This is a genomic window from Rhizobium sp. BE258 (assembly GCF_031457345.1).
In the GTDB taxonomy this organism is placed as follows: Bacteria; Pseudomonadota; Alphaproteobacteria; order Rhizobiales; family Rhizobiaceae; genus Rhizobium.
This window is the reverse complement of the sequence record NZ_JAVDWL010000004.1, coordinates 94205-120007: the sequence shown is the minus strand read 5'-3', so window position 1 is coordinate 120007 and position 25803 is coordinate 94205. Positions and strand designations below refer to the sequence as shown.

Annotated in this window: 24 protein-coding genes and 2 pseudogenes; 7 read left to right on the top strand and 19 right to left on the bottom strand. The window is 57.4% G+C overall.

Annotated features, from left to right (window positions below):
- Nucleotides 1–2: 2 nt before the first annotated feature.
- Nucleotides 3–1226 carry an MFS transporter gene (locus J2X43_RS14990; RefSeq protein WP_112389479.1) on the bottom strand — a complete coding sequence of 408 codons (1224 nt, stop codon included), beginning with the start codon at nt 1224–1226 and terminating at the stop codon, nt 3–5.
- A gap of 153 nt (nt 1227–1379) precedes the next feature.
- On the opposite strand from J2X43_RS14990, the gene J2X43_RS14985 reads away from it, so the two are divergent.
- Entirely contained in the window at nt 1380–3674 is a 2295-nt protein-coding gene (locus J2X43_RS14985; RefSeq protein ID WP_310295118.1) for an FdhF/YdeP family oxidoreductase, read from the top strand.
- A gap of 127 nt (nt 3675–3801) precedes the next feature.
- Here J2X43_RS14985 and J2X43_RS14980 read toward each other — a convergent pair whose 3' ends face one another.
- From J2X43_RS14980 to J2X43_RS14970, 3 genes and pseudogenes are all read right to left on the bottom strand, one after another.
- Complete coding sequence (locus J2X43_RS14980) at nt 3802–4095, bottom strand: type II toxin-antitoxin system RelE/ParE family toxin (RefSeq protein WP_112389481.1); 294 nt, start codon at nt 4093–4095, stop codon at nt 3802–3804.
- Complete coding sequence (locus tag J2X43_RS14975) at nt 4092–4334, bottom strand: type II toxin-antitoxin system ParD family antitoxin (RefSeq protein ID WP_112389482.1); 243 nt, start codon at nt 4332–4334, stop codon at nt 4092–4094. Before J2X43_RS14975 ends, J2X43_RS14980 begins: the two co-directional genes overlap by 4 nt.
- Before the next feature lie 420 nt (nt 4335–4754).
- A pseudogene (locus tag J2X43_RS14970) lies at nt 4755–5353 on the bottom strand (ribonuclease activity regulator RraA); the annotation flags it as partial.
- A gap of 152 nt (nt 5354–5505) precedes the next feature.
- Here J2X43_RS14970 and J2X43_RS14965 point away from each other — a divergent pair.
- The gene (locus J2X43_RS14965; protein WP_310295116.1) at nt 5506–6156 is read left to right on the top strand and encodes an HD domain-containing protein; all 651 of its coding nucleotides are present in this window, start codon (nt 5506–5508) and stop codon (nt 6154–6156) included.
- 9 nt (nt 6157–6165) lie between these two features.
- Here J2X43_RS14965 and J2X43_RS14960 read toward each other — a convergent pair whose 3' ends face one another.
- Both J2X43_RS14960 and J2X43_RS14955 read right to left on the bottom strand, forming a co-directional pair.
- On the bottom strand, nt 6166–7125 hold the full coding sequence (locus tag J2X43_RS14960) for a DJ-1/PfpI family protein (RefSeq protein WP_310295114.1): 960 nt from the start codon (nt 7123–7125) through the stop codon (nt 6166–6168).
- A gap of 185 nt (nt 7126–7310) precedes the next feature.
- Nucleotides 7311–8165, bottom strand: a complete 855-nt coding sequence (locus J2X43_RS14955; protein ID WP_310295113.1) for an alpha/beta hydrolase — start codon at nt 8163–8165, stop codon at nt 7311–7313.
- Nucleotides 8166–8290: 125 nt separating this feature from the next.
- Here J2X43_RS14955 and J2X43_RS14950 point away from each other — a divergent pair, with 125 nt between their 5' ends.
- On the top strand, nt 8291–9178 hold the full coding sequence (locus J2X43_RS14950; protein WP_112389485.1) for a LysR family transcriptional regulator: 888 nt from the start codon (nt 8291–8293) through the stop codon (nt 9176–9178).
- A 127-nt stretch (nt 9179–9305) separates the two neighbouring features.
- On the opposite strand, the gene J2X43_RS14945 is transcribed toward J2X43_RS14950, so the two are convergent.
- A complete protein-coding gene (locus J2X43_RS14945; protein ID WP_310295111.1) occupies nt 9306–10409 on the bottom strand; it encodes an aldo/keto reductase in 1104 nt (367 codons plus the stop codon).
- A gap of 97 nt (nt 10410–10506) precedes the next feature.
- Between J2X43_RS14945 and J2X43_RS14940 the strand changes: the two genes are divergently transcribed.
- Complete coding sequence (locus tag J2X43_RS14940) at nt 10507–11397, top strand: LysR family transcriptional regulator (protein WP_310295109.1); 891 nt, start codon at nt 10507–10509, stop codon at nt 11395–11397.
- 145 nt (nt 11398–11542) lie between these two features.
- Here the strand turns inward: J2X43_RS14940 and J2X43_RS14935 are convergent, their stop codons facing one another.
- The 5 genes from J2X43_RS14935 to J2X43_RS14915 form a co-directional block, all read right to left on the bottom strand.
- On the bottom strand, nt 11543–12319 hold the full coding sequence (locus tag J2X43_RS14935) for a molybdopterin-binding protein (RefSeq protein WP_310295107.1): 777 nt from the start codon (nt 12317–12319) through the stop codon (nt 11543–11545).
- Nucleotides 12316–13170 carry a cytochrome b/b6 domain-containing protein gene (locus tag J2X43_RS14930; protein WP_310295105.1) on the bottom strand — a complete coding sequence of 285 codons (855 nt, stop codon included), beginning with the start codon at nt 13168–13170 and terminating at the stop codon, nt 12316–12318. The genes J2X43_RS14935 and J2X43_RS14930 overlap by 4 nt, the downstream gene beginning before the upstream one ends.
- Nucleotides 13171–13278: 108 nt before the next feature.
- Nucleotides 13279–13905, bottom strand: a complete 627-nt coding sequence (locus tag J2X43_RS14925; RefSeq protein WP_310295103.1) for a hypothetical protein — start codon at nt 13903–13905, stop codon at nt 13279–13281.
- Nucleotides 13906–13970: 65 nt separating this feature from the next.
- Entirely contained in the window at nt 13971–14561 is a 591-nt protein-coding gene (locus J2X43_RS14920) for a TetR/AcrR family transcriptional regulator (RefSeq protein WP_310295102.1), read from the bottom strand.
- A 59-nt stretch (nt 14562–14620) separates the two neighbouring features.
- Nucleotides 14621–15448, bottom strand: coding sequence for an oxidoreductase (locus tag J2X43_RS14915; protein ID WP_310295100.1), 828 nt, complete (start codon nt 15446–15448; stop codon nt 14621–14623).
- Between the two features lie 91 nt (nt 15449–15539).
- Between J2X43_RS14915 and J2X43_RS14910 the strand changes: the two genes are divergently transcribed.
- Complete coding sequence (locus J2X43_RS14910; RefSeq protein ID WP_310295098.1) at nt 15540–16451, top strand: AraC family transcriptional regulator; 912 nt, start codon at nt 15540–15542, stop codon at nt 16449–16451.
- A gap of 380 nt (nt 16452–16831) precedes the next feature.
- Here the strand turns inward: J2X43_RS14910 and J2X43_RS14900 are convergent.
- The 4 genes and pseudogenes from J2X43_RS14900 to J2X43_RS14885 form a co-directional block, all read right to left on the bottom strand.
- A pseudogene (locus J2X43_RS14900) lies at nt 16832–17127 on the bottom strand (aldo/keto reductase); the annotation flags it as partial.
- A gap of 65 nt (nt 17128–17192) precedes the next feature.
- On the bottom strand, nt 17193–17948 hold the full coding sequence (locus J2X43_RS14895; RefSeq protein ID WP_310295096.1) for an SDR family oxidoreductase: 756 nt from the start codon (nt 17946–17948) through the stop codon (nt 17193–17195).
- 116 nt (nt 17949–18064) lie between these two features.
- On the bottom strand, nt 18065–19429 hold the full coding sequence (locus tag J2X43_RS14890) for an MFS transporter (protein WP_310295094.1): 1365 nt from the start codon (nt 19427–19429) through the stop codon (nt 18065–18067).
- Nucleotides 19430–19566: 137 nt separating this feature from the next.
- Nucleotides 19567–20100 carry a TetR/AcrR family transcriptional regulator gene (locus J2X43_RS14885; protein WP_310295092.1) on the bottom strand — a complete coding sequence of 178 codons (534 nt, stop codon included), beginning with the start codon at nt 20098–20100 and terminating at the stop codon, nt 19567–19569.
- A gap of 1076 nt (nt 20101–21176) precedes the next feature.
- Here J2X43_RS14885 and J2X43_RS14880 point away from each other — a divergent pair.
- Both J2X43_RS14880 and J2X43_RS14875 read left to right on the top strand, forming a co-directional pair.
- On the top strand, nt 21177–21596 hold the full coding sequence (locus J2X43_RS14880; RefSeq protein ID WP_405049596.1) for a DUF4112 domain-containing protein: 420 nt from the start codon (nt 21177–21179) through the stop codon (nt 21594–21596).
- Between the two features lie 96 nt (nt 21597–21692).
- A complete protein-coding gene (locus tag J2X43_RS14875; RefSeq protein WP_310295091.1) occupies nt 21693–21896 on the top strand; it encodes a hypothetical protein in 204 nt (67 codons plus the stop codon).
- Nucleotides 21897–22372: 476 nt separating this feature from the next.
- On the opposite strand, the gene J2X43_RS14870 is transcribed toward J2X43_RS14875, so the two are convergent.
- From J2X43_RS14870 to J2X43_RS14860, 3 genes are all read right to left on the bottom strand, one after another.
- The gene (locus J2X43_RS14870; RefSeq protein ID WP_310295089.1) at nt 22373–22630 is read right to left on the bottom strand and encodes a hypothetical protein; all 258 of its coding nucleotides are present in this window, start codon (nt 22628–22630) and stop codon (nt 22373–22375) included.
- A 262-nt stretch (nt 22631–22892) separates the two neighbouring features.
- Nucleotides 22893–24017, bottom strand: a complete 1125-nt coding sequence (locus tag J2X43_RS14865) for an FAD-dependent monooxygenase (RefSeq protein WP_310295088.1) — start codon at nt 24015–24017, stop codon at nt 22893–22895.
- Nucleotides 24018–24141: 124 nt separating this feature from the next.
- Nucleotides 24142–25797, bottom strand: a complete 1656-nt coding sequence (locus tag J2X43_RS14860) for a thiamine pyrophosphate-dependent enzyme (protein WP_310295086.1) — start codon at nt 25795–25797, stop codon at nt 24142–24144.
- Nucleotides 25798–25803: the final 6 nt, after the last annotated feature.

The following is a 25803-nucleotide window of genomic DNA, read 5'->3' as shown; positions in this document are numbered from 1 at the left end:
CCTCAGTGTCCCATAACCGTTGGCGAATGCCGGCGATGATGAAAGATTTTAACGGAGAAGGCTGCGATGCCGAGTGCCGCGCCAAGCAAGCTGACGGAGAGCCAGCCGCCCTCGCCCCAAGCCAATGTCGCCAGGGCGGAGCCTGCCGCCCCACCGAGAAACATACCGGTCATGAACACCGTATTGAGCCGGCTGCGCGCATCGGCATCGAGCGCATAGATGATGTGCTGGTTGGAAATCAACGCACTTTGTATGCCGAAGTCGAGCACGATAACGCCTGCAACCAAGGAAGCGATCGATGCCCAGACGCCGAAGATCAGCCAGGCGACGATCGTCAGTGCGGCGCCCAGCCAGACAACGAAGTGAGGTCCCCGCTTATCGGCAACCCGGCCTGCGAGCGGCGCTGCGAATATGCCGACCGCACCGACGATACCGAACAGACCCGCAACGTCCGCACCGAGCTGGTACTTCGGTCCCGCGAGATAGAGCGCCAGGACGGTCCAGAAGGCGGTGAACGACGCAAACAGGAATGCCTGAATGATCGTTGCAGCTCGCAATGCCGGATGGCGCTGCCACAGCTGGCCGAGCGACCGGATCGCCTGATGATAGCGTAGGGTCGATGTCGGCCGGTGGTGCGGCAAGACCGCCAACATCAGGCCTGCGGCGACAAGCGCGAACGGCACCGCGATCCAGAACATCTCCCGCCAACCGGCATGTTCGCCGACAAAGCCCGACAGGGTGCGGCTGAATAATATACCCGACAGCACGCCTGCCATGACCGTTCCGATCGTGGCGCCGCGCTTTTCCGGCGCGGCCAGAGACGCGGCGAAGGGTACAATCTGCTGGGCGACAGTGGAACACACGCCGACGATAACCGAGGCTACGACCAGCATCCAGGCAGTCGGCGCAAGTGCCGCGAGCGCCAGCGCCGCCGCCAGAACCACGAACTGACCGATGATCATGCGACGGCGATTGACGAGGTCACCAAGCGGCAGCAGCAGGAACAATCCCAAGGCATAGCCGAGTTGCGTCGCCGTCGGAACCATGCCAGTGATCGGTTGCTGACTGAATTCCGCCTCCATAAGGCCGAGCATCGGCTGATTGTAATAGATGTTCGCGACTGCAATGCCGCCCGCGACGGCCATGGCCAGCAGCGCTACTTGTCCGATCGTATCATTGTGGGTGGCGCTTGCCACACTGCCCTGCATCTGTTCTGTCTTTTCCATCATCCTGCTCCATCGTCAATTGATGTGAGCAAGCTATGTCCAACGGCGTTGCACGCACACCCAATGGACGTCTACTCGAACCTATACATCGGTCTAGGTTCGCATCGATGCGTTCGATGCTAGACCTATCGAATACCATGAAGGGAAATTGCGATGAGCGAGAAGCGGCCGGATGGGATTGAGAGTTACACAGCGCCAGCTGGTGGCTGGGGCGCGCTGAAGGCCGTTGCCAAAACGCTGGCCCGTCAACAGATCATCGCCGAGGGCGCGGCGACACTGTTGAAGGCCAACCAGCCCGAGGGTTTCGACTGTCCCGGCTGCGCCTGGCCCGATCCAAAGCACACAAGTTCTTTCGAATTCTGCGAGAACGGCGCGAAGGCGATCACCTGGGAATCGACAGCCAAGCGCGTTGGCCCCGATTTCTTTGCTTCGCATTCGGTGTCTGATCTCTGGGACTGGAGCGACCACAAGCTTGAAGACCAGGGCCGCCTGACACATCCGCTGATCTACGACCATGGCAGTGACCGCTATGTCGCGATCGAATGGGAGGACGCATTCAATCGCATCGCTGCCGGGCTGAACAGTTTGCCCGACCCTGACATGGCCGAGTTCTATACCTCCGGCCGCGCGTCGAATGAGGCGGCATTCCTGTTCCAGCTGTTTGTTCGCGCCTACGGCACCAACAATTTCCCCGACTGTTCCAACATGTGTCATGAGGCCACCAGCGTCGGCCTGCCGCTGTCGATCGGCGTTGGCAAAGGCACGGTGACGCTGGAGGATTTCGATCATGCTGACGCGATCTTCTCGTTCGGTCACAATCCCGGCACCAACCATCCGCGCATGATGACCACGCTGCACGAGGCTTCGCGCCGAGGCGTGCCGATTGTCGTCTTCAATCCACTCAAGGAGCGGGCACTGGAGCGGTTCGCAGCGCCGCAGAACCCAATCGAGATGACCACCCTCTCCTCCACGCCGATCGCGTCCGCCTATCACCAGGTTCGTACCGGCGGCGATCTCGCCGCCCTCAAAGGCCTGATGAAGCGTATCTTTGAGCGCGACGCGGTTGAGATCGCGGACGGCAGAGCCGGCGTGCTCGATCGCGAGTTCATCGCCACCCATACGACCGGCCTCGATGCGCTGAGAGCCGATGTCGAGCAGACCGAATGGCCTGAGATCATCGAAAAGTCCGGTCTGTCGTTTGAAGCGCTGGACAGCGCCGTCGATGTTTATCTCAAGGCGAAGAACGTTATCCTCTGCTATGGCATGGGCATTACCCAGCATGCCCATGGCACTGCGAACGTACAGCAACTCGCCAATTTCCTGATGCTGCGCGGCAATATAGGCCGGGCGGGCGCAGGTATATGCCCGTTGCGCGGCCACTCCAATGTCCAGGGCGACCGGACGGTTGGCATTACGGAAATTCCAAATGCCGCCCTCCTCGACGGCATGAAAAAAGCCTTTGGCTTTCGACCACCTTCGGAAAAGGGCCACAATGCCGTGGAGGCGATCGAAGCCATTATCGACGGCAGGTCAAAGGCCCTCGTCTGCCTTGGCGGTAATCTCGCCGTCGCCATGTCGGATCCTGAAGCGACGTTCGCCGGGATGCGCAAGCTCGACCTGGCCGTGCATCTTACGACGAAGCTCAATCGCTCACATCTCCTCCTGGCAAAGACGTCGATCATTCTGCCGGTGCTGGGCCGCACGGATCTGGACATTCAGGCGTCGGGGCGTCAGTCCGTCACTGTCGAGGATTCCATGTCGATGGTGCATGCGTCGCGGGGGTTCCTAAAGCCGCCAAGCGACCATCTGCGCTCGGAACCCTGGATCGTTGCCGGCATGGCCAAAGCAACGCTTGGTGACCGGTATGGCATCCATTGGGACGACATGGCCGGCGACTACGGCCTGATCCGCGACAAGATCGAGATCGTCTTTCCAGATTTCCATGATTTCAACACCCGCGTAAAAACGCCCGGTGGCTTTCGCCTAACTGTGGCCGCATCGGAACGGGTGTGGAATACACCATCCGGCAAGGCCGAATTTCTCGTCGCGCCGGGGCTCGATGAGGATGCGCGCTTGCGCGATCGCGATGCTCTCGTGCTGACCACATTGCGCAGCCACGACCAGTACAACACCACCATCTACGGCCTCGACGACCGGTACCGCGGCGTCTTCGGTCGTCGCGATGTGATCTTCATGAACCGCAAGGACCTTGAAATGCGTGGTCTTGCCGACGGCGACCTTATCGACATCGAAGCGATTTCGGAAACTGGTGGCAGAACCGTAGCCGGGTTTACTGCGGTTGCTTATGACATCCCGCCGGGTTCAGTTGCCGGATATTACCCGGAAATGAATAAGGTCATTGCGTTGGCCGACTACGACAGGAAATCAGGGACACCGGCTTACAAGGGGATTCCAGTCAGGATCCGCGTGACAGACCTCGCCCCCTGATCAGGGCGCAGCCTGCCGCGGAAAAACACGGCGGTCTATTCGGCTGCATCACCTGCTGTTGAAGTTCAGTCGCCTTGAACCAATTCGAACCTAAGGCACACAAAACCCCACAGCTCCATCCGTGGCGCTACATTGAAATACTTGCCCAATCTTCATGCCCGTGGCGAATTCGTACTACGAAAATTTTCTCATCTTCTTCAACCCGATAGACGATGAGATGTGCTTTGAAGGGATGAATTCTGACGGGCGGTTCGATCTCATTCCGTTCGCGTGCGATGCGTGGGTTAGCAGCTATCAGATCAAATAATACGAAAAGTTCATCGTGGTAGCGTTTTGCTTGATCTACTCCGAACATACGGGCACCCTGCTCGGCGATCGCAATGATGTCTTCTTCCGCCTCGACAGAAAGCTTAAAACTCATGACTCGCTGGCACGAGCCATCGCCTCAGCGAATAGTTCATCCTTTGATCGAATGCCAACGCCACTTTGGAGCCCGGCCTCGACGAAACTTTGCATGGCGGCAATCTTGTCGTTTCGTGTCTGGTCGCGTCTGATCAGGTCGCGTACGTAGTCGCTAGCGTTCGAATATCGCCCAGTTCTGGCCTGCGCCTCCACCCAATCCTTCATCGGGTCTGGAAGAGATACGTTCATTGTCGCCATCGGAAACCTCCATTTGAAGGGATCATATTCGATTTTGGCAAAGTTTGTCAAATATCCCATATCTGTGTGTGTCAGAACCGTCCCCCATTCTTTCTTGAGCTCCCTGCTTCGATACCTCCGAGATCGACGCCCGCGAGCCGCACCAACTTTTCTATGGAATCGCCACTCGCGAGCAAATATGAGACGACAGCAGTCGGATAGACGTTTTCACCACATGCAACATATCGAGTGGCTAGAACCTGCCCTCGACGTGACGCCAGTTTCGGCGTCGGTAGTTGGCCAAACTTGCGTCGACACAGCGAAGTAAAAGAAGGGCGGTGACGGCTACACCGATTAGCAGGATTTCCATTCTGCGAGTTTCCTGATGTTTTCAGAAGCGCCAGAGCCGAGCGCGGACCCAGGCGTCCCTACGACCGTTTATCAGGCGTTGTTCTTCTTCCACTCTTCGTAGCGCGCCTTGTTTTCGGCGTTGGCAGGGTACAGGCCGGACAGCGCTGCGCCATTGTCGACTTCTTGCATGATCCAGCCCTCCAGGCGCTCCTGCTCCGTGGCGGCTTCGAGAATATCATCAATCATGGCTTCCGGGATGACAACAGCACCATCGTTGTCGATGATGATGACGTCGTTAGAGAATACGGCAACACCACCGCAGCCCACGGGCTGGTCCCAATCGACGAATGTCAAGCCGGCGACGGACGGAGCGGCCGCGCCAGAGCACCACACCGGCAGGTTTGTCCCCAGCACTCCGTCAAGATCACGCACCACGCCATCCGTGACTAGCGCGGCGACGTTCCGTTTCGCCATACGCGCTCAGAGAATGTCGCCGAAATGCCGGCATCCTTGATGCCCATCGCGTCGACGACCGCAATGCAACCGTCGGGCATGGCTTCGATGGCCGCGCGCGTGGACTTGGGAGAGGACCAGGATTCCGGTGTCGCCAGGTCTTTGCGTGCAGGAACAAACCGAAGCGTGAAGGCACGACCGACGATGCGGCCCCGGCCAGGCTTGATCGGGGAAGCGCAATGGCAAATTTCCGCCCCTTGTTGGCAGGATCTGGCCCCTGAAGCGAATTGATCGAATACTGCAAACAGGAGGAAGATGAGACCTGCGGCGAGTGATCGACCGCATCGGCGCAGGTGTGCCGCTTACCTTTAAATCATGAGGTTTTCCAATGACTAACGAAACGAAGGTCGTCGCTGGCATCAAGGTCCCTGATAGCGCGATGGCGAAAGCGGCAGCAGAGCTGGTCCGTGACGCCGAGACGGATCTTCTCTTCCATCACTCCAGCCGCGTCTTCCTGTTTGGCGCCCTGACAGGAGAACGCAAGCAGCTCAACTACGATGCCGAGCTTCTTTACATCGGCGCCATGTTCCATGACATGGGCATCATGGATCGGTATGCCAGCGACACGGAACGTTTCGAAGTTGACGGTGCCAATGCCGCGCGCGACTTTCTTTCGGCCTATGACATCTCGGAACGCGACGTCGACGACGTTTGGGACTCGATCGCCTTGCACACGACCCCTGGGATTCCACAGCATAAGCGCCCGACGGTCGCGCTCGTGACCGCCGGCGTCGAAATGGACGTGCTCGGAATTGCCTATGACAGTTTCACCGATGCACAGCGACAAGAGGTCTGCACATGCCATCCGCGAGGGCTGAAGTTCAAGCACGGTATTCTGTCCTCTTTCTGCCTGGGAACGATCAGAAAGCCGGAGACCACATTCGGCAATGTCAAAGCCGACGTGTTGGCCTACATGGACCCGACCTATAAGCGTGAGAACTTCGTCGATCTCATCCTGAACTCGAAATGGGAAAGCTGACCGGCAAGGTCAGTTGATCAGAAACTGATCCCAATACTGTGTCGGTAGGATTCCGAGACGTTTCACAAACACCTCCCGCATGCGCTTGGGATTGCCGAATCCGCATTCGTGCGCAATCAGCTTCAGAGGCTTGCTGGTTCCCTCCAACATAGCGCGGGCCGCATCGATGCGCGCACTTTCAACGAACTGGGCCGGTGTGGAGCCGGTGCTTGCGCCGAACGCCCTGGCAAAGTTGCGTTCGCTCATCCCACATGCGGCTGCGAGGTCGGCAACAGACAGGTTTCGACCGAGGTGTTCCATCACATAAGTGGCCACCCCGGAAATTGGCGATCCGGCGTCCAAGGAGAATTCGATGTATGGGCTGAACTGCGACTGCCCTCCCAATCTCTGAGCAACAACGACGAGCCGCTTGGCAACGGCCAGAGAGATGGCCGGTCCGTGGTCCTCGCGAACCAAGGCCAACCCCAGATCGATCCCCGCAGTCACCCCTGCCGACGTCACCAAAGGACCGTCCCGCAGATAAATCCGGTCATAGTCAACATCCGCACCTGGATATCGGGTAGCCAGTTGCTTGGCATTCTGCCAGTGCGTCGTGACTTTTCGGCCATCAAGAAGTCCAGCCCCGCCCAGCAAGAACGCACCTGTACACACAGAGCCGTAAACATCGCTGAGCAGTGCGAGGCGCTGAATGCAATCGACAATTTCAGACGGGGCCTCAGAGGTGGGCAAGGATGGGCCACCAGGGACGAGAAACAGATCGAGGGGACTGTCTGCCTGCTCATAGTAGAGATTCGAGGCTAAGATCATACCATTCGACGCCGTAACATGTCGATGCGACGGGCCTATCGTCATGATCTTGCAGCGCTGATCAGGCTCGATAAAAGCATTGGCTTCGGCAAAGACATCCAGCGGTCCGGAAACATCCAGGGACTGGACCCCTTCAAAAATCAGCATGCCGATTGTTTTCATCGCAGCGTCCGTTTCAACAAGCCGTCCAGAGTTCAATAGAACCATATGTAACCAGCGCCAAACCTTTGATTTCTTGCCGAACCGTATTTCAGGGAACCTACGACTCTTCCTCGCTTTGATTCGCATTGCGATTTATTTTCTGGTCCACGGTGAAACGCAGCTCTAGTTCATGATCTCGAAGTGGCCTACGCAACCACTCGCAAGGTGGCCTTTGAGCCACTGCCAGCCAGCGACCGAACGAAGGACAGGATGCGCGGCGTCACCTGTTCGGCCATTTCCGTGTGGGGATAATGTCCGGCACCTTCGACGATCATGGTCTCAGCATTGAGTTTTCTGGCCAGCGTATGGGCTTCGGCGGCGGCATCTTTGAAATCGGGGTCCTTGGTACCCATGACGATCAGGGCCGGCACTTTGGTCTTCTCTAGGATCGCCGCGGTATCTGCCTTGGAAAGATTGATCATCGCGCGGAGGGCGTCCATCCGTGCCGGCTCCTGAAGGTTCCTCGTGATCGCCGCCTTGACCTCAATATGGTCCGCAGGCTTTTTAGTCGGAAACAAGCTGTCCCAATACATGGTCCAGAACCCGACGCGCCAAGGTCCGGCAAAACCAATGCCCAAGGCCAGCTTCTGGACGAAAGACACTTCGAGATCGCGAACGATCGGCCCAAGGAGTACGACGCCGTTTACCTGTTCGGGTGCATCCTGTGCCGCCCATAAGGCAGAGCCTGCGGCAAAGGAATTGCCTAAGATGGTGGCTGAACCGGCGCCAAGCTTCTTCAGCACTGCGACGGCGTCACGACCGACGGCACGCGCTGAGTAATCGCTCCACTTCGCCGTGGTCTCCCCGTAGCCGCGGGCATCCATGGTGATGACGCGGTAGCCGGCTTGCTGCATCATTGGGTTCAGGTAGCGATATTCCGAGCGCAGATCGCCCATGCCGGGGATCGCCAGAATAATCGAACCGTTGCCCCCAGTATCTTCAAATGCGACGCGGCCGCCTTCTGTCTCGATGAACTGTGTCTGTGTGAAAAGAGTGCTCATGGTGGTTGGCCTTGTTCCTGGGTTGGCCGGCCTGTCGGCAGCGGCGATCTCTTGTTGACGCTTTCAAGCTAGCCGTATTATTTTTGGTCCGAAATTGCCCATTTTGGCATAGGATCGATCCAAAAATGAATAGCCTTGACTGGACCCTGGTTCGCTCCTTCCTTGCCGTCGTCGAATGCGGCTCCCTTTCGAAGGCGGCAAAAAGTATCGCGGCAACCCAGCCTACCCTGAGCCGACATGTTCGTGAACTGGAGGCCGAACTCGGCATAAGCCTGTTCACCCGCTCCGTGCAGGGCCTCGATCCGACAGCGGCGGCTCTTGGCCTCATCGAAGATGCACGCGCCATGGGAGCGGCGGCCGAGGCGTTAAACCTCAAGGCTCAAGGGCGTTCACAGCAATTGTCCGGCACGGTGCGGGTGACGGCATCGGTGATCGTCGGAAATCTAATACTGCCCGCGCTGCTCGCGACTCTGCGGCAAGCGGAACCCAATATCCAGATCGAGATCGTTACGTCGGACGCGAACCAGAACCTGCTTCGCCGCGACGCCGACATCGCGATCCGCATGGCCGAGCCGACACAGAACGCGTTGATTGCTCGCAAACTCGGCGACACACCCATGGGCCTTTTTGGCGCAAAGGGCTATTTCGATCGCCGTGGCCGCGTAACTTCGGTGGCCGACCTCCACAGCCACGACCTCATCGGCCTTGATCGCAGCGATGTGTTGATCCGGGGTTTGGCGGCATATGAGGTGAAGTTGGCACGCGATGACTTCGTGCTTCGGTCCGATGATCAGATGGTGGGCTGGCACTTACTACTCGCAGGTGGCGGAATTGGTATCGCGCAGGTTTTGCTGGCAAGCCGGTACAGTGAGCTCGAGCAAGTAGATGTAGGCCTGCAATTCCGGCCGCTGCCTGTGTGGCTGGTGATGAGCGAAGAGGTGCGCAGCAGTGCGCGCGTGCGGCGTGTCGCCGATTTCCTGTCGGATGCGTTGATCGATGTGCTGCGGGGTTGAAACTGCGGCATTCGTGCCACGAGGTTTCAAGATACAGTCATCCTCACGCAAAACGCCTATGAATCCAGTCGATAAGCTCCGCTCAGGGAACTTCAATCGGACGAGTCCCTGAGGCGATCCACGTGGCTCAAACTGCTTGCCAACTCCGGACCTGATACCCTCCAAAAAGGCTCTTGCTCGGCAGATTGAAGATAAAATACGGATTAAGGAGCGGAAGCGCGGTTGCCTGTCCGAGCCGCAGCAAGTGAGCATCGTCCAGGATTACGTCGAGTGACGCAACGTTCTGAGAGAGTTGGTCGACCCGGCTCGCACCGATTAGTACAGAAGAGACACCGGGGCGTTTCACCACCCAGGCCAAGGCTACCTCCGCCGGTGAACGGCCGATTTCCGACGCTACTGCCTTGAGGACATCGACGACATCGAAATTGTGCTCGGTGAACAGCATGCCGCCGAAAGGATTGTCCCCATTGAGGCGCCCATCGCTTTCGCCTTCGGTCACAGATCCAGCCTTGTCGGGCAGACCTGTCGCACGGCCCGCATCACTGATCTTGTCGCGACCGTATTTTCCCGTCAGCAGACCAGCCGCTAGCGGGCTCCATGGCACCATCCCCAAACCAAATTCTGCTCCAGCCGGAATGAGATCCAACTCGATGCCACGGTCTATCAGCGAATAAGCATATTGCAGGCCGATCGGCCTGGGCAGGCCATGCGCTTCGGCGAGTGTCGCGACCTTTGCTACGTACCAGGCGGGCGTATTCGAAAAGCCGTAATGCAGGATTTTTCCGGCCCTGACAGCATCGGTCAGGGTTTGCAGAACCTCTTCCGCAGGCGTTGTGCGGTCCCAGACATGCATCCAGTACATGTCTATGTAATCTGTGTTCAGCCGCTTCAGGGAACCCTCTATGCCCATGCGAATGTTCTTGGCACCGTTACCACCCCATAACGGTGTGCCCTGCCCGCGCGGAAAGCCAGATTTTGTCGCGATCACTAGCCGATTACGCGTAGCGCTGTCGGCCATAAAAGCTCCCAGCATTTCCTCGCTGCGGCCGGCGGAATAGACATCCGCGGTATCGATGAAATTGCCGCCGGCATCGACATAAGCGTCGAAAAGAGCGCGCGAGGTTTTGTCACCCGCCCCCCAGCGCTCTGCCCCGAAGGTCATCGTGCCGAGTGCCAGCGGGCTGACGATCAGGCCGGATTTGCCGAGCGTGCGGTAACTGGTGAGGTCCATGGATATTCTCCGTCATTGTTATGCACAGGATGTAGCGCCAAGCCTTCCCAAGGATAAGTCGTTGATTGCGGCATGAACTTGTGAACAACGTGCATCAATGGAACGAAACGAACTCAATGACCTGATGGCCTTCGCCGCAGTGGCGCGAGAGCGCAGCTTTACCCGTGCCTCCGCCATTCTCGGGATGTCGCCCTCTGCGCTCAGCCATGCGATGCGCGGCCTGGAAGAGAGGTTAGGCGTTCGGCTTTTGGCACGTACAACGCGCAGCGTGGCGCCGACCGAGGCAGGCGAACGTCTGCTACAATCGCTGACCCCAGCCCTTGCCGACATCGAGAATGGGTTAGAAGCATTGGCGGAGTGGCGCGACAACCCGTCCGGCACGGTCAGGATCACCACGTTTGCCTATGCTGCTCGAATGGTTCTTCTGCCGAAACTGCCGGCCTTCCTGCTCGCCAATCCGGATGTGCGGGTCGAGGTGAACATCGAAGACGGATTGACGGATATCGTCGCAGCCGGTTTCGATGCCGGTATTCGACTGGGAGAAGCCGTCGCCAAGGACATGGTCGCGGTGAAGGTCGGACCTGATTTGAGGACGGTGGTGGTCGGCACGCCTTCCTATTTCGACCGCTACCCTCCTCCACTGACACCCTATGACCTCGAACGCCACGCCTGCATCGGCTACCGGCTGACGACATCGGCCGGATTGTTGCCCTGGGAGTTCGAGAAAGATGGCAAGGAGATCAAGATCCGTACCAGCGGCCCTTTGGTGGCCAATGACGGTGATCTGCCGGCGGCTGCCGTTCGTGCCGGGGTCGGGCTGGGATATATCATGGAGCATGACGTGGCGGACGAAATCGCGGCAGGGACCCTTATGCAGGTGCTGACAGACTGGTGCCCTTCCTACCCAGGGTTTTATCTCTATCACACAAGCCGAAGACAAACGCCGCCCGCGCTCAGAGCGCTGATTAATGCTCTCACGACAGCCTGAAATGCGCACCTACGCCTTGAAAGGAATCGAACCCGCGACCCACTCCTGCACCAACCGGCGTGGAGACGCAGTCGCTGAAATCGGCATGACTTTCTGAACTTTCCGATTGCTCATGACCTGACCCATGCGGTTTAGTGGCGGATGCCTAGATGCCGGCGTACCATTCGTACCCACGGTCTTCCCAATAGCCGCCGTGTCCGCCCCACAGGCCTGCGAAGCTGTCGACCAACTCGATGCGCATTATGTATTTTGCCTGTTTGTATCCCAGTTGCCGCTCGACCCTGAGACGCAAGGGGGCGCCGTGGCCGACGCTGAGTTCTTGACCGTTCATCTGGTAGGCAAGGATGGTTTGTGGATGAACCGCATCGATGAGATCAATGCTCTCGTAATAGCGGCCGCTACCATCGAGCGTCTTTTCAAGTTCATCAGCACAATGCAGCACGACATAACGTGCGGTTGGCTTTAGCCCGGTTAGGCGAAGCAAGCTGGCGAGGGGAACGCCAGTCCATTTGCCGATGGCGCTCCACCCCTCGACACAGTCATGGCGGGTGATCTGCGTGCGCGCTGGGAGCGCCTTTAGATCTGCGAGTGAAAACTCTCGCGGACGCTCAACAAGGCCGTCGATCTTCAGTCGCCAGTTTGCAAACTTGCCTTCCAACAGTTCCGCGTATTCTTCGCTGTCGGGCGCGCTCGTTCCATTGACGCGGAAAGAGGGAGAAATGTCCTTTTCGTCAAACTCACGCGCCAGAGCATCATGCCCCTGAAGCAGTCTCTGCGCCTTCATCGTCAGGTCCTCGGCTGTACCGAGAACATTGGACACCTGTGCGTTTTGGTCGAGCAGGTCACAGCCGCTGAGGGTCAAGGCGCTAGCGCCAAGAGTGCCACCAACCAGAAAGCGGCGTCGAGTAAGGAGCTTGCTCATGATTTCGGGCCTTTTTCCTGGATCGCATAGCGTCCGGTGATCATCGAGCGGATGTTGTTCCAAGTCCCCGAAAGGATCACCATCGCGACATGCACAATGACGAAGACGACAAGCGCCGACGCTGTGATGAAATGGAGCGTGCGCGCGGACTGGCGTCCGCCGAAAAGCTCGACCAAGGCGGGGAGAGCGGCGTCCACCCCCGGCGACATGGTCAGGCCGGTCAAAACCATCAGAGGCAGGAGGACGACAATGACCGCCAAATAGGTGAGCTTTTGAAGCGCATTGTAATGCATGGCCTCCTCCCCTTCGGGAAAGCGGAGACGAGCGTGGTCGAGAACCTCGCGGCCGAGATGGCGAGGCGAGAGTTCGTCCACCCTCGGCGCCAGGTCTCGCCTTAAGTGTCCGCTCAGCAGGCTGAAGCCAAGATAGAGAATACCATTGATCACAAACAGCCAGGCAAAGAAGAAATGCCAGCGTCGTCCAGCCGCGAGATCCCGGAACGAGGGGATTGTCGCCCAGGACGGGAAAGCTCGCGCAGTCGGCTCCCCATCGACATTGGAAACACCAAGGACGCCGGTTGTAGGGATCTGAAGCCCTGCGACACGCACGAAGCCGCTTAGCGTACCTCCATCGTCGTCGGAGCCGATTGTCAGAACGGCGGGGTCGCCGTTTCCGCCATAGTGACCCCAATAAAGCTCCGGGTGGGCATTGAAGATCTGCAGCCCGCTCAAAAGAAGCAAGCTCAGGCAAAGCACGTTCAGCCAGTGAGTAAGGCGGGTCACGACCGAGTGGCGGCGGATAAAAACTGTCCGAGGGTATCGAACATTGTCTTTAATGGCATTCTCGTTCATCACGGCATCCTCCGCGCGTGGCATACGTAGGCTGCAGATCGCGCAGCCTGTGATGGTGGTCGCCGGTCGAACCCTTCTGGCGGCGGGTCCGACCGGCAAAGACGTGGCTCACATTGGAGGAACCACGCCATTCTTGCCGACCACCACCTGATGGGCGATCGGGCCGGTTGCAGCCTTTTCGGCAGTGATAAAGACAACGGCCCCGGTAACGAGATCGTCCTTGCTCGCCGCAGCAATGGTCACGACAGGCGTGCCATCCGGAATGGAGATCTTCATTTCCTTGCCGTGATAAGTGACGGTTACAGTCCGACCTTCCACGCCTTTGACAGCATCCGCGACTGTCGCATTGGTCATGCTGCTGTCGGGCTTCAGATCCCAGCCGTAACTTCCTTCGCCAAGGCCTTTCATCGCCGGCGGAAAGATGAGGACTTCGAGCGCCCCATCGCCACCGCCGGTTTTTGGCAGGGATGCGATGCCGACAAAATCGCCCGGCTTGATGTCGGTAACCTTGGCATTTGCGACGCTTGCCACCTTCCAGTCGTCCGCGAGCGCGACATCAACTGTTTCGCCTTCGCGCGTCTTCACTTTCAGCGTTGAACCCTGGTAGTCGACGATGCTGCCGCGGACATGGATTGGTGCGGCTTTCTTATCTTCGGCAAGTGCGGCTGTCGAAAAGTTTGCCACGGAAAGGACGCTGGCGAGCGCGACGGCTAGAGCAGAGGCGACATTCTTCATTTTAACTTCCTACTAGTTGGTAGTTTGATGGACGTGATTTACCTGAGCAGGCTAGCCACGCAGGATTAGTGAGAGACAGTCGGCGTAAGGCGATTGAGAGCAGGTGACAGTATCGTCGAAAAGACCTCCGGTTTCCCGTAGGCTCTCGCCGAGAGCATCGCCCCATATACTGTCGCCAGAAATGCTTCGGCTTCGACAGGCGGTTCGCTCGTGAGATTGAGCGTCCCGCTTTTGTAGCCACGTTCCATGACCGCCGTCAGCCACGTGGAGATAAAGCGAAAGAATGCCGTCACCTCTGTTGCGACTTCCGGCGGAAGGGATGGCAATTCACTGGCGAGCAAAGCACACACACAATAGGGCCTACTCGCATCCTCTATGCATTTGGCCCAGTGGTTCGCATAGACCTTGAGGATGTCCAATGCGTCTGGAACATTCTGCTCAAGGGTGACAACACTCGCCTGACCGTCTTCCCGGTAGCGCTTAACCAGCTCACGAACCAGATCGACCTTGCTGGGGAAATGGTGGTGGATGCTGGCCTTGCGTACGCCGACCACTTCAGAGATATCTGCATAGCTGAACCCATTGTAACCCCCACTTATGATCAGGTTGCGGGCGGAGGCCAGGATTTCGTCGGAAGTGTTCGAAAGATTGCTCATGGGAGTTGTCTACCTTCTAGTAGGCAGATCGTCAATAGCAACAAAAGGCTCGTTTTTTCCTAACCGTCCGTGGAGATCGTCAGAGCTTTCCACGATGTGAGTTCCTGCTGCAAACGCTCGATTCGCGCTGTAACGAGGCTGAGGGCATCGCTGCCGAGCAGGAGCTGCGGCGGAGGATTGTCCGATCCAATGAGAGTAAGCACAGCGGCAGCCAATTTTTTGGGATCACCGAGCTGCTTGCCGCTTACGGCCTGGCGTGCCTCGCGGATTGGATCGAACAGGTTGTCGTAGTCCGCAATCGACCTGTCGGTGCGCACCATGGAACGCCCAGCCCAGTCTGTCCGGAACGAGCCTGGGCAAAGCGTTGTCACGTGAACTCCAAACGGCGCCATCTCCGAACGCATGACCTCGGAAATGCCCTGAAGGGCAAACTTGCTGCCGCAGTAATACGCGATCCCGGGCATGGTGATCATACCACCCATCGACGTGACGTTGACGATGAAACCACGGCGGCGCTCACGGAACCTCGGAAGAAATACCTTGGCCACAGCAACGGCGCCGAACACATTCACATCAAACTGACGTCGCATCTCTTCAAGTGGCGATTCCTCGAGCACGCCCTCGTGACCGTAACCGGCATTGTTGATCAGCACGTCGACTGGCCCGTGTTCGTCCTCGGCTTGCTGAACAACGTCAGCGATGCGGTCGAAATCGGTGACGTCGCAAAGGACCTGGCGCAGTTCCGGGAGGGTCTTTGCTAGCGCTTCGCTTGAGGCTTCGGAGCGGACGGTCCCGATGACGGTGTGACCGGCTTCCATTGCGGCAGTGGCGATCGCCAGTCCAAAGCCCGAGTTCGCCCCTGTTATGAAAAAGGTTTTGCTCGACATTTCTGAAACTCCTTGATTAATCGTGGATGACAGATAATCTGAAAGGGATCTTAACTCGATTGCGGATCCTCTAAGTGTTTTGCCTAATACTATGATTTTTGAAGAACGGTCCGTACTCCACGACCGGCTTGTCGCCGTGGCCGAACAACTGGCTCCTCGCCTTGGCTACAATCAGACAAGTATCAGTTGTGTCCGTATCCTGCGCACTGAAGCGGTACTGGATGACGTTCCGGTTCTCTATAGGCCGGGGGCAGTTTTCGTATTACAGGGAAGCAAATACGGAATCTTGGAAGGCGAAGTCTACCGCTATGACGAGGACCATTACCTCGCTGTCTCGGTACCCGTTCCATTCCGGATGACTTCAAAGGCAAGTCCACAGCGACCATTGCTTGCCGTCTATCTGGAGTTCGATATGCAGATGGCGGCCGAGATTGCTCTGAAGGTGGAAGAACTTGCAGGTCCCTCAGACGCCAAACCGAAAGGGCTGCTCTCAAGCAGAATGGATCGCGATATCGAGGACGTCCTGCTTCGCCTGCTGACTGTGCTCGGCAACGCGGTCGATGTCGCCGTGCTTGGGAGCTCCATCCTACGTGAACTGCATTATCGGGTCCTATCGGGGCCGCAAGGTGACGCGGTGATCGCGGCCCTTCAGCGCCGAGGAACCTCGGGAAAACTGGTCGAGAGCGTGACGTGGCTGCGGGAGAATTACGCTACCGAAATTGCCGTCGCGGATCTGGCCAAAGAGGTAGGCATGAGCGTTCCTTCCTATCACGTCCATTTCAAGAACCTGACCGGCTCAAGCCCGATGCAATATTTAAAGGCGATGCGGCTCCATGAGGCGCGACTTATGATCGCCCGCCGGAGCGGGACCATTGCAGCCGTAGCTGCGTCGGTCGGCTATGTCAGCCCGGCCCAATTCAGCCGCGATTTTAGAAGGCATTTTGGACGCACTGCGTCGGAAGAGGCGAAGTGGGTCCACCAGCATCTTGGTGAGCAGGGCTAACCGATGCTCTGGCACACTCCCCTAAACAGTCGCCAGATGGGCAGCATGTCACGAAGTCGACAGACCTGATCAGAAGCTCAGGGGCATGAAGTCCGCCCAGGCTCTCGCGTGTCAGCCTGCAGAGTTCCCGATAATAAATCTGGGTCGAGGTTGCGGACATTCCGCCAAGTATACCGATTGTCTTCAATGCTTTCTCCATATTCACGTGATTCAGTCTGTTCCGCCAAAACAGTCGAACCAACACTCTGTCGTCAGGAAAACCCGACGGTAGAGTGTGGAATGTAGTTGATCTCAAGAGGTTGTATTTCAGCGTCTGCGAGCCTGATGGACAGCGCGGCGACAGCGTCGTCCAAGTGCTGCAACTCGGTCGCGCCGATGATACCATTTGGCACAGGCTTCATTCGGCCGTCCACCTTGATGGCGATGACGACGTCGTCTCTACCTGAGTAGTCCCTGATGGCGCGACCGAGAATTTCCTCGCTCGTTCCATCCGAGTAGACATTGGCGGTATCGAAGACGTTGGTCCCCAATTCGATCGCTTTGCGGATAAAGGGGCGACTTTGTTCTTCCGTCAGCGTCCAAAGGTGGCTTCCGTGATCGGGCTCGCCATAGCTCATGCATACAAGGCAGAGCTGGAAATCTCGAGGCCGGTGTTTCCAAGGGGCGTATATTCCATGTCCTGGCTCCAATTTCGCAGCGAGAACCTGGCTTGCCAATCGCAGGTCCCGCCTTGATCAAGGTTCAAGCGCTTATACCGCCGTCGACGAGAATGCCCGAGCCGGTGATGTAGCCAGCGCGCGGACCCGCAAGGAATGCAACGGCCTCTGCGACGTCTCGGGTCTGACCGTATCGGGCAATCGATAGGCTCGGCAAGATCGCAGTTGCTAGAGCGCCATCGGCAGGGTTCATATCGGTGTCGATCGGACCAGGCCGGACCAGATTGACGGTAATTTCCCGCGGACCCAGTTCGCGCGCTAGACCACGTGTAAAACTTTCTAAAGCGGATTTGGTCGCTGCATAGACCGCAATTCCCGCGAACGGGACAGCAAGGCCTGCATTGCTGCCGGTACTGATGATGCGCCCTCCGTCCGGGATGTACTTCAACGCTGCCTGAGTGATCAAAAAGACGCCGCGCACATTAACGTTCAGTTGAAGATCGATCTCGTCCAGTGGCTGTGAGGAGAAATCGCCTGCAAACAGGACTCCGGCATTGTTGACAAGGATGTCGAGGCCGCCGAGGTCAGCGGCAGTCCGCTCAACCGCGGCTTTAGCAGCCTCCGGGCTCGCAGCATCAGCTTGAATGGCAATGGCTTTGCGGCCCATCACTCGTATCTCGGCTGCGAGGGCTTCGGCCATTTCCGCCGACCTCTCAAAGGTGATCGCGACGTCAGCACCATCTTCAGCCAGTTTTAATGCGATGGCCGCACCAATACCGCGTGCCGCACCGGTCACGAGCGCTCGCTTTCCTGCAAGTGGAGGAGTAGGAATCTTGTTCATCGGGTTTACCTCAATGTTGCATGTCGATCGGCCGATTTGTGCAAGGGTGGCCGATTAGAGGGAATGATTGCACCTTCAACGGACGCGCTGATGGCCAGGCTTCTTAAAGTTTGCACTCATCGGTGGACTTCTTTCTTCGATGGAAGGCCAGCAGAAAGCCAACCTGCAACGAGAAGACAGAGACCAATCGCGACGGCTGCGATGCTGTAGGCATGGCCGATGGATTTCTCATCGGATGCTGAACCCAGGATTGAGAAAAACAATCCGCCGATAAGCGCTGTTGCCAAAGCGCCCCCTATCTGGAGCATCGAATTGACCAAGCCGGAGGCCAAACCCGACCGCGCCGGGTCAACCCGCTGAACGACAGTCTTCACGAGATTTGGCAGCGCAATTCCCTGACCGGCGCCAATGAGGAACAGGGCAACGAATAGGAACTCTGGTGCTCCGAATGAGATCAGGGCAGCGGTCCCGAACAATCCGGCCGCTTCCAGGGTCATGCCGGCGGCGGCGGAATATCTACCGAAGACGCGCAGGATGCTCCCGCTCGCGAATGGCCCCAAAACGAATCCGAGGGCGGCGGGAAGGATTGCGACTCCGGCCTCGAAAGGCGTGCGGCCAAGACCGCCCTGCTGGTAGACTGAGAATGTCAGCCAGAAAGCCGCAAAGGCATAGAAGAACAGGGCTGAGAGCAGCCCGCGCTTCAATCCAGGGAGCTGGAGCAATCGAGGTTCGACAATCGGATCTCCCCCCGCGGCCCCTACCTTGAGCTCGTAGCGCCAAAATATCAGTAGAAGTGGCCCGGAAGCCGATAGCATCAAGATCGACCAGATTGGCCACCCTTGTTCACGGCCCTCAATGAGCGGCGAGATCAGTGCAAACAACGCGACTGCGATCAGCGTCGCTCCACCCAGATCCAGCTTTCTCGCATGCTCCGATCGGGTCTCGCGCAACATTACCAGCGCGGCCGGCGCGGCTATCGCGATCACGGGAAGGTTGATGAGGAAAATGGCTCTCCATCCGAGGCCAAAGACATTCAGGGCTATCAGCGCCCCACCGAGAAACAGGCCAGCCATTGATGCCACCCCAAATGTCAGAGCATACAAGCTGAGTGCTTTCGACTTTTCGTGGTCGGGAAAAATTGCATTGATTGACGCCAAAGCTTGAGGCGCCATGATTGCTGCAGTAAACCCCTGGAAGATACGGCCAGTGATCAGGATCGAGGGGGACCAGGCGAAGCCGCACAAGGCAGAGGCGGCGGCAAACGCGACCATTCCAGCCAGAAAGACGTTTCGTCGACCATAAAGGTCGCCAAGCCTGCCACCGGTGATCAGCATGACTGCGTAGGTGGTGGCGTAGCCTGAAATAATCAGCTGCATCGTTGAGGCGGAGGCCTGAAAGTCCTCCCGGATCGAGGGCAGCGCCACGTTGACGATGAAGAAATCCAGCGGTGGCAGAAAAGCCCCGGTTAACAAGATGGCCAATGCCCTCCACCTGCGCGGATCGAGACTGTCCTTAGCGGCATGGGATTGTATCAATGTTCTCTCCATATCGAGACGCGAAACCGCTCATGCGGTTGCGAAATGCGCAAAATAGGAACTGAACGGTTCCTAATTTGCGTTTAGTCGAGCGGCTTCAGCGCGAAGTCGACCATCGCCCTGGTGTCGTCGCGATCCGCTCCAGTTTTCCCGAGAACTCTCATTCCTTGGATTTGGCACACGAGGAACCTCGCCAGAGTTCGCTCGTCCAGCCCACGATCAATCTCACCCAAGGCTTGAGCCCTTATGATGGCGGCCGCATAAAGATCCTGCAGTCGCCGGAACAGTCGTGCAATTCGAGCGGAAACCTCTTCGTCCGCGGGAAGCATTTCGACGGCGGACAACACGACAAAGCAGCCGCGCAGGCCTTTTTCGCCTGAAGAATCCTCGACCTGCCGCGAAAAGGCTTCTCGAATTGCGGCCTTTGGCGACGGGTTGGTATGCAGGATTTCACCAAGCTTACGAATGGCATCTTCGATATAGACATCAAGCGCGCGGAGATAGACGCCCCGCTTGTCTGCGAACGCCTTGTAAAAACTACCTCTCGATAGCTCCATGCCTTCGAGCAGGTCGGGCAAAGACGCATCGTGATATCCACGGTCCCAGAACACGCCCATCGCCTTGCAGACTGCGTCGTCGAGTTCGAATTCGCGAGGGCGTCCAACGGTCGAGTATGTCTGACTGCGTCTAACCATGAAGATAATATGGAACCATTCAGTTTCTATTGCAAGTCATATTTTCTCGCGCGAGGTAATCGCTCGTTGTTTACAAGGCGGCGCCGCCGTTTAGCGCAAGGCTACAGCCAGCATGAACTTGCGTCAGCGATTGGTCGCAAGCACGTCGCTGAGATAGTGCCTGGCACCAACAGCATACGCCTGCCGAAGGCCCTGCAAGACGATCCTCGACCCCTTGTGGGCGATCCAGCGGGAACCATCAAAGCACTCTTTGCATTATAGAACCGATGTCACCCTCCCCGACATCGTACTCCCAGAAAACTCTTGCCCCGCCATTGTGCGGGGCTTTCTTTTAGGTTGCTCCTGACGGCAAATCACTGCACCGTGTGGGCAGGAGGAATGCCAATGATCACGCTATCCGCAATCTTCGCAATTCTGTTGCTTGTCTCAGCTGGGTGCTATCTCGCGATCTTGCCGATCGATAGCGAGGAACGGTAAGCTCAGCATTTAGTGGATAGTTTGCCCGCGAAAGGCAAACTAGATCAACCAACCCTCACCCTCGGAGCTTCCAGACCCCGTCACGCTGATCATCTCGATAGCCTCGCCAGCTTCCCTGTCGTCGGGCACATGATCGACTATTAAATTGAAGATCCTTGCCCGCGGCATCTCTTCCCTTTCAATGACGAATGTCGGGGTGATAAGGCCAAACCTTATCATCGTTTTTCATGACGACAATTACCCATGCTTCTGGGTCCAACACCACTCGCAATACTCAGGCATCAGGACGATGGGCAAAACTGTACGTTCCTGTACACGCAACCTTCGAGGAAGTTCCACGTTTGTGAGCGGGAGGATTTCATCATGGTTTTTAGATCTTCGTACGGGTCGGCATACGACGAGTGCTGCGCAGCCGGGACTAACTCGTCGTCCATGCGTGCCGCGATCGATGCGGCATGGGCCGCCGACCCGACGCTCGACCGCAGCGGTATGCGGATGGGCAAGATGACGAAAGCGGAGCCATGACATACGAGCGAGCCCATAGTCAGCACACGGATTTCCGCAACATGGACCATCTGGCCTGCCTTCGCCGCATGCGTGGGTTGGCGCGGCTCATGGACACGGCGTTGCGCATCCCCGGAACACGCTTTTCGTTTGGAGCAGATTCAATCATGGGGTTGGTCCCGGGCGTCGGTGACTTCGCCGGCGCTGCGATCAGTCTCTACATCGTCAACGAGGCTCGGCGGCTTGGCGTGCCGAACGACAAGCTTTTTAAGATGCTGGTCAATATCTGTTTCGATGCTGCGGCCGGAAGCGTCCCGTTGGTCGGAGCCCTGTTCGACGTCTACTTCAAATCCAACCGCCGCAACCTCGACCTCGTTCTGGAACACTTCGGTCTCGACCATTCCGATCTTGATCGCAAACGACCGACAGGTGGATGAACCGGCAATCGCAGTGCGCAAACGCGGCCGGAAAGCGAATATTTCACAGGCTTAAATCGGGAGTCGGATGCTGAAGCCGCTTCAGCACTAGAGGCAATGCTCAAAAAACGGCTGAAGGGCTGGTCGCCGGATATGGTGTCGACCTATCCCGAAAGCTTTCTGAAGCTCATTGCCGATAAGAAGAAGGCCGAGAAGCCGTCGAAGACCAAGACTTCGAAATCCACGAAGGATGATGACGAGGAAAGGAGCAAGGTCTTAAACATCCTGGATGTATTGAAGAAGTCGTTTCGAAGGAGTTGAAATCGCGCAACGCTGGATGATCTCATGGCCTTTGGATGTGCCAAGATCACGATCACAGCGATAAAGTTGCGTCGTTGAGCGCCAAAAATCTCGATGAGCCATCCGCAGATATCTACGCGTCTCCCAGAACGAAGTCGAAGACCGGTTCAGGCTGCCCCTGGCCATCATCCGCGATGCCGGCATGGCCTCAGCTATCGCTTCCGCGCGATCAGCAAGTAATCGGGCGGCATCCCTAGGGCGCTTGAGAAACGGGCAAGCAGTTTCCTTGTCAGATCGCGCAACAGCACGCCGTCGCGTTTAGCGTGACGCAGCGCTCCGCACGTTCTTGGGACCGCCAGATAGCCACCTCGCCTGCTGTATTCTCTGCATTGTACTTCTTCAGCTGTCGGATGCTCACGCGCAGGTTCGACGCATCCCCTTTCTAAGTCACCGGTGCCCTAGAGATGTTTCCCTGGTCAGCCGGTGGCGACGAACCGCTAGCTCGCGATCGACGCCACGCGATGAGGTTCAGCTTGCGAAGCGTAGTCTGGACTGTCGATGATGGCGACAAGATCCGCCAAGCTGCTGTAGCGAACGATAACGATATCGTCCCATGTCTCGCTCTCTTTGGGGAGCAAAGTCATCAATTGCGAGCCGGCGTAAACAAGTTCCGTCGAAATGCCCAGCCGCGCTGCGATCTCCTGAAAAGCAGACGCATAACCCTCATAGTACGCGGCCCGAGAGGTCGTCTTCATGTTTTGAATCCTTACGGATATCGCGGCTGGTCTCTGAAACCGACGATGTTGATCATGACAACCGGTCCATCGGCGAGCCGCTCAGTCGCGTCCGCGAGAATCTGGGGACACAAAATATTGAGTTCCATCGTACGGGGCCTTCGATACGCCGCGAGCGATGTTAATCAGATGAGGCGGCTCATCGAGGTTCACGTCACCGTGTACTCGCTGTCCCTCAAGGAAATGGAAGGTCCAAGGAGCTGAGATGGGAATGGTGACTGTCCTACGCATTTCTGAGCGGCTTGTAGGTATTTGTGTAGCTTAGTCGGCCTGCGTATCGCATGAGGATATTGCGCAGCGAGATCGGCAGCCTTGAAATCCTTGAGGCACGATCGGTCATCGTCTGCACATGACCAATGCGGCTCTTTCGAAGCCGGGTGAACTCGTCGCCCACTTCGAGCGCATCGTCACTCGTTGCGAAAAGCTCTGCCAACACCAGGGCATCTTCTAATGCCAGCGCGCCACCTTGCGCCCAGACCGGAGCCGTTGCATGAGCCGCATCACCGATAAGGATCGCTCGGCCGCGGCTCCAACTGGACATCCTCACTTCGGTTAGCGGCGATTTATGCAGAGATGCTTGGCTCGCGAGCGCTGCATCAACCGCTTCGCGAGGCTCGCGCGGGAATACCTTGATGTGGCGCAGCAAGTTTGCAGGATGGCTCGAATGGCCCTCATCACCAGGGATTGTCGCCCAGCAATAGACTTCGTTAGGCCCAACGGGGATGAGCAAAACGAGCGCATGCTCTCCCATCCACACAGTCCAGCACTCGACCCCGGGATTCGGCGCAAGAAAGCGCCAGCTGGCTTGTCCCAATTGCGCGACTGAGGTTTCGATCCCGGGAAAGCACATCTTCCTGACTATGGAATGTACGCCGTCAGCGCCGACAAGATACTTGCCGGTGAGTTTTCCATCGTCGATAGTGTCGACGGCGACTGATCGCCCCGATGTGCTCACAGATGCCACCGCGCATTGTTGCCGGATGACCCCCTCCGGAATTCCCTTAGTTAGCATTGAAGCGAGGTCCGAGCGCCGCATGCATTGCGGTTTATTGTCAGCGCCCCAGAATTTAGCCTCATCGACCTTGAATAGTAGTCTTCCACTTGAAGAACGATACTCTCGTCGCTCGACGGGCACGCCATGTCGGCGCACATCATCTATCCCAAGTTTCCTCAGGGCCGCGATGGCATTTCCTGGCAGATTGATCGCGAGCCCGGCGTCAGGCAGGCTCGGATAGCGCTCGAGTGCGACAACCTCCACGTCGCGTCGCACCAGTTCACGCGTCAGTGCCAAGCCCGCGATGCCGGCGCCAACGACGATTACCGCGTTTTCGTTTGCATGATCGGTCATCCTTCTCATCCTCTCATCGACGGGTAACAGGGGACCCGATCCACGTCATTGGAATAACTCTTGCTATCACGGACCACGGACCTGCGCCCATAAAGACCGGTTCACCTAGGTGACCTGGACATAGTCAGGACGTCCCAATGACAATCTCGATCAGGTTGGGTCGACCGGAGCGCAACCCATTTTTTATCGCCGGTTCTATCTCGTCGGCATGAGTGACGCGCTGAGCTGTTACTCCGAAAGCGTTCGCAAGTGCAGGAAAATCAATCGAGGGGTTCGTGAGTTCCATCCCAGCAATCGTCGAGTTACCACCTGTCTCGTAGCCTTGCGCAACTGAATATCGTTTGAGGATATTGTACTCGGAGTTGTTCATGACAACGAAAGTGACAGGCAGCCGATGCTTGGCGGCAGTCCACAGACCCTGGGGCGTATAAAGGGCCGAACCATCCCCAACGAGCGCGAGAACAGGCCAACCTGGCGATCCGAGTGCGACCCCGACTGCGGCGGGCAGACCCCAGCCGAGGATCGCGCTTCGCATAAAGAAGTAGCGGCGAAAGCTCGCCTTTTGCAGGAACTCCCTGACATGCAATATGGTCGCGGGCGCTTCATCGACCACGATGACCTCATCGTCCAAAGCATTGAATACTGCGCCCGTCGCAACGAACGGGCTAATGGGTACCCTCCCGTGTTGTTCAAAGAGCCGTTGTGCCAACGATGCGAGCCGCTCCTGGCGGTGGCTCTGCGCCATGGAAAAGATAGCCGCAACAGCTTTTCGATGTTTTTCCATTTCTTTAAGCAAAAGCGGAACGAGAGCGCGCAATGACGGCTTGAGACTGCCAATGCAGGCTAGCTCTGTGGAATATGTCCGCCCGGCCTCGCTTGCATCACTGGTAATCTGATAAAGTCTACACTCTGCGGGTAACGCGGAGCCGTCGCTGTAAAGATACGAAATGAAGGGGTTATCGCCTACGATCAGGACAGCGTCGAAATCTGAAAGCAAGGATCGCATCGCCGAAGCTGTTGTCGGGAGGTTTCCCTTCCACAAGGCGTGTGAAGGCGGGAAAGAGATCCCTCCGGGCCAGGATGGCCCATAAACGGGTGCGCCGAGCACATCGACAATCTCTATAAGCTCATCACCAGCCTTGCCCGCATCGACCTCATCGGTCGCGATCACGGCAAGGCGCCCTGGCTGAATCCCAGCCATCGCAGAAGCAAGGCTGCCAAGACCACTTGCAACAGAACGCCGATCTATAGATGATGGCTCGCCAGCAGGTTCAGAAGTTTCTCCCGTCAGAACGTCGATTGGTAATGACAGGAAAACCGGTCCTAGAGGCGGCGTCAACGCGGCTTCGATTCCGCGTCTGACGAGTGGTGCAACTTGGTGCGGATGGAGCACTTCGCGCGCCCACTTAACGGTTGAACTGGCCATTCCAATTGTATCGCCATAGAGGAGCGGGTCGCTGAAGCTATGGCGCGTATCTTGTTGACCGGCGGTAACCAGCATAGGGGTCTTTGCTATCTTGGAATGAAGAAGCGCGCCCATTGCGTGACCAAGACCACCGGCAGTGTGAAGGTTGACGAACGCGGCCTGACCACTTGATTTGGCGTAACCGTCTGCCATGGCAACGACAGCCGCTTCCTGAAGCCCTAGGATGTATTGGATTTCGGGAAACCGCCTAAGGGCGTGCATGATCGGCATTTCGGTTGTGCCTGGATTACCGAAGATGTGCTTGATACCCGCTTTTGAAAGCGATTCCAGAAGCAGTTCTGATCCTGTTTTCACTCATAT

Bases quoted from the DNA above. Each gene is read 5' to 3' on its own strand.
- J2X43_RS14990 (WP_112389479.1), bottom strand. From the start codon at position 1,226: ATGGAAAAGACAGAACAGATGCAGGGCAGTGTGGCAAGCGCCACCCAC.
- J2X43_RS14985 (WP_310295118.1), top strand. From the start codon at position 1,380: ATGAGCGAGAAGCGGCCGGATGGGATTGAGAGTTACACAGCGCCAGCT.
- J2X43_RS14980 (WP_112389481.1), bottom strand. From the start codon at position 4,095: ATGAGTTTTAAGCTTTCTGTCGAGGCGGAAGAAGACATCATTGCGATC.
- J2X43_RS14975 (WP_112389482.1), bottom strand. From the start codon at position 4,334: ATGGCGACAATGAACGTATCTCTTCCAGACCCGATGAAGGATTGGGTG.
- J2X43_RS14965 (WP_310295116.1), top strand. From the start codon at position 5,506: ATGACTAACGAAACGAAGGTCGTCGCTGGCATCAAGGTCCCTGATAGC.
- J2X43_RS14960 (WP_310295114.1), bottom strand. From the start codon at position 7,125: ATGAAAACAATCGGCATGCTGATTTTTGAAGGGGTCCAGTCCCTGGAT.
- J2X43_RS14955 (WP_310295113.1), bottom strand. From the start codon at position 8,165: ATGAGCACTCTTTTCACACAGACACAGTTCATCGAGACAGAAGGCGGC.
- J2X43_RS14950 (WP_112389485.1), top strand. From the start codon at position 8,291: ATGAATAGCCTTGACTGGACCCTGGTTCGCTCCTTCCTTGCCGTCGTC.
- J2X43_RS14945 (WP_310295111.1), bottom strand. From the start codon at position 10,409: ATGGACCTCACCAGTTACCGCACGCTCGGCAAATCCGGCCTGATCGTC.
- J2X43_RS14940 (WP_310295109.1), top strand. From the start codon at position 10,507: ATGGAACGAAACGAACTCAATGACCTGATGGCCTTCGCCGCAGTGGCG.
- J2X43_RS14935 (WP_310295107.1), bottom strand. From the start codon at position 12,319: ATGAGCAAGCTCCTTACTCGACGCCGCTTTCTGGTTGGTGGCACTCTT.
- J2X43_RS14930 (WP_310295105.1), bottom strand. From the start codon at position 13,170: ATGAACGAGAATGCCATTAAAGACAATGTTCGATACCCTCGGACAGTT.
- J2X43_RS14925 (WP_310295103.1), bottom strand. From the start codon at position 13,905: ATGAAGAATGTCGCCTCTGCTCTAGCCGTCGCGCTCGCCAGCGTCCTT.
- J2X43_RS14920 (WP_310295102.1), bottom strand. From the start codon at position 14,561: ATGAGCAATCTTTCGAACACTTCCGACGAAATCCTGGCCTCCGCCCGC.
- J2X43_RS14915 (WP_310295100.1), bottom strand. From the start codon at position 15,448: ATGTCGAGCAAAACCTTTTTCATAACAGGGGCGAACTCGGGCTTTGGA.
- J2X43_RS14910 (WP_310295098.1), top strand. From the start codon at position 15,540: ATGATTTTTGAAGAACGGTCCGTACTCCACGACCGGCTTGTCGCCGTG.
- J2X43_RS14895 (WP_310295096.1), bottom strand. From the start codon at position 17,948: ATGAACAAGATTCCTACTCCTCCACTTGCAGGAAAGCGAGCGCTCGTG.
- J2X43_RS14885 (WP_310295092.1), bottom strand. From the start codon at position 20,100: ATGGGCGTGTTCTGGGACCGTGGATATCACGATGCGTCTTTGCCCGAC.
- J2X43_RS14880 (WP_405049596.1), top strand. From the start codon at position 21,177: ATGACATACGAGCGAGCCCATAGTCAGCACACGGATTTCCGCAACATG.
- J2X43_RS14875 (WP_310295091.1), top strand. From the start codon at position 21,693: ATGCTCAAAAAACGGCTGAAGGGCTGGTCGCCGGATATGGTGTCGACC.
- J2X43_RS14870 (WP_310295089.1), bottom strand. From the start codon at position 22,630: ATGAAGACGACCTCTCGGGCCGCGTACTATGAGGGTTATGCGTCTGCT.
- J2X43_RS14865 (WP_310295088.1), bottom strand. From the start codon at position 24,017: ATGACCGATCATGCAAACGAAAACGCGGTAATCGTCGTTGGCGCCGGC.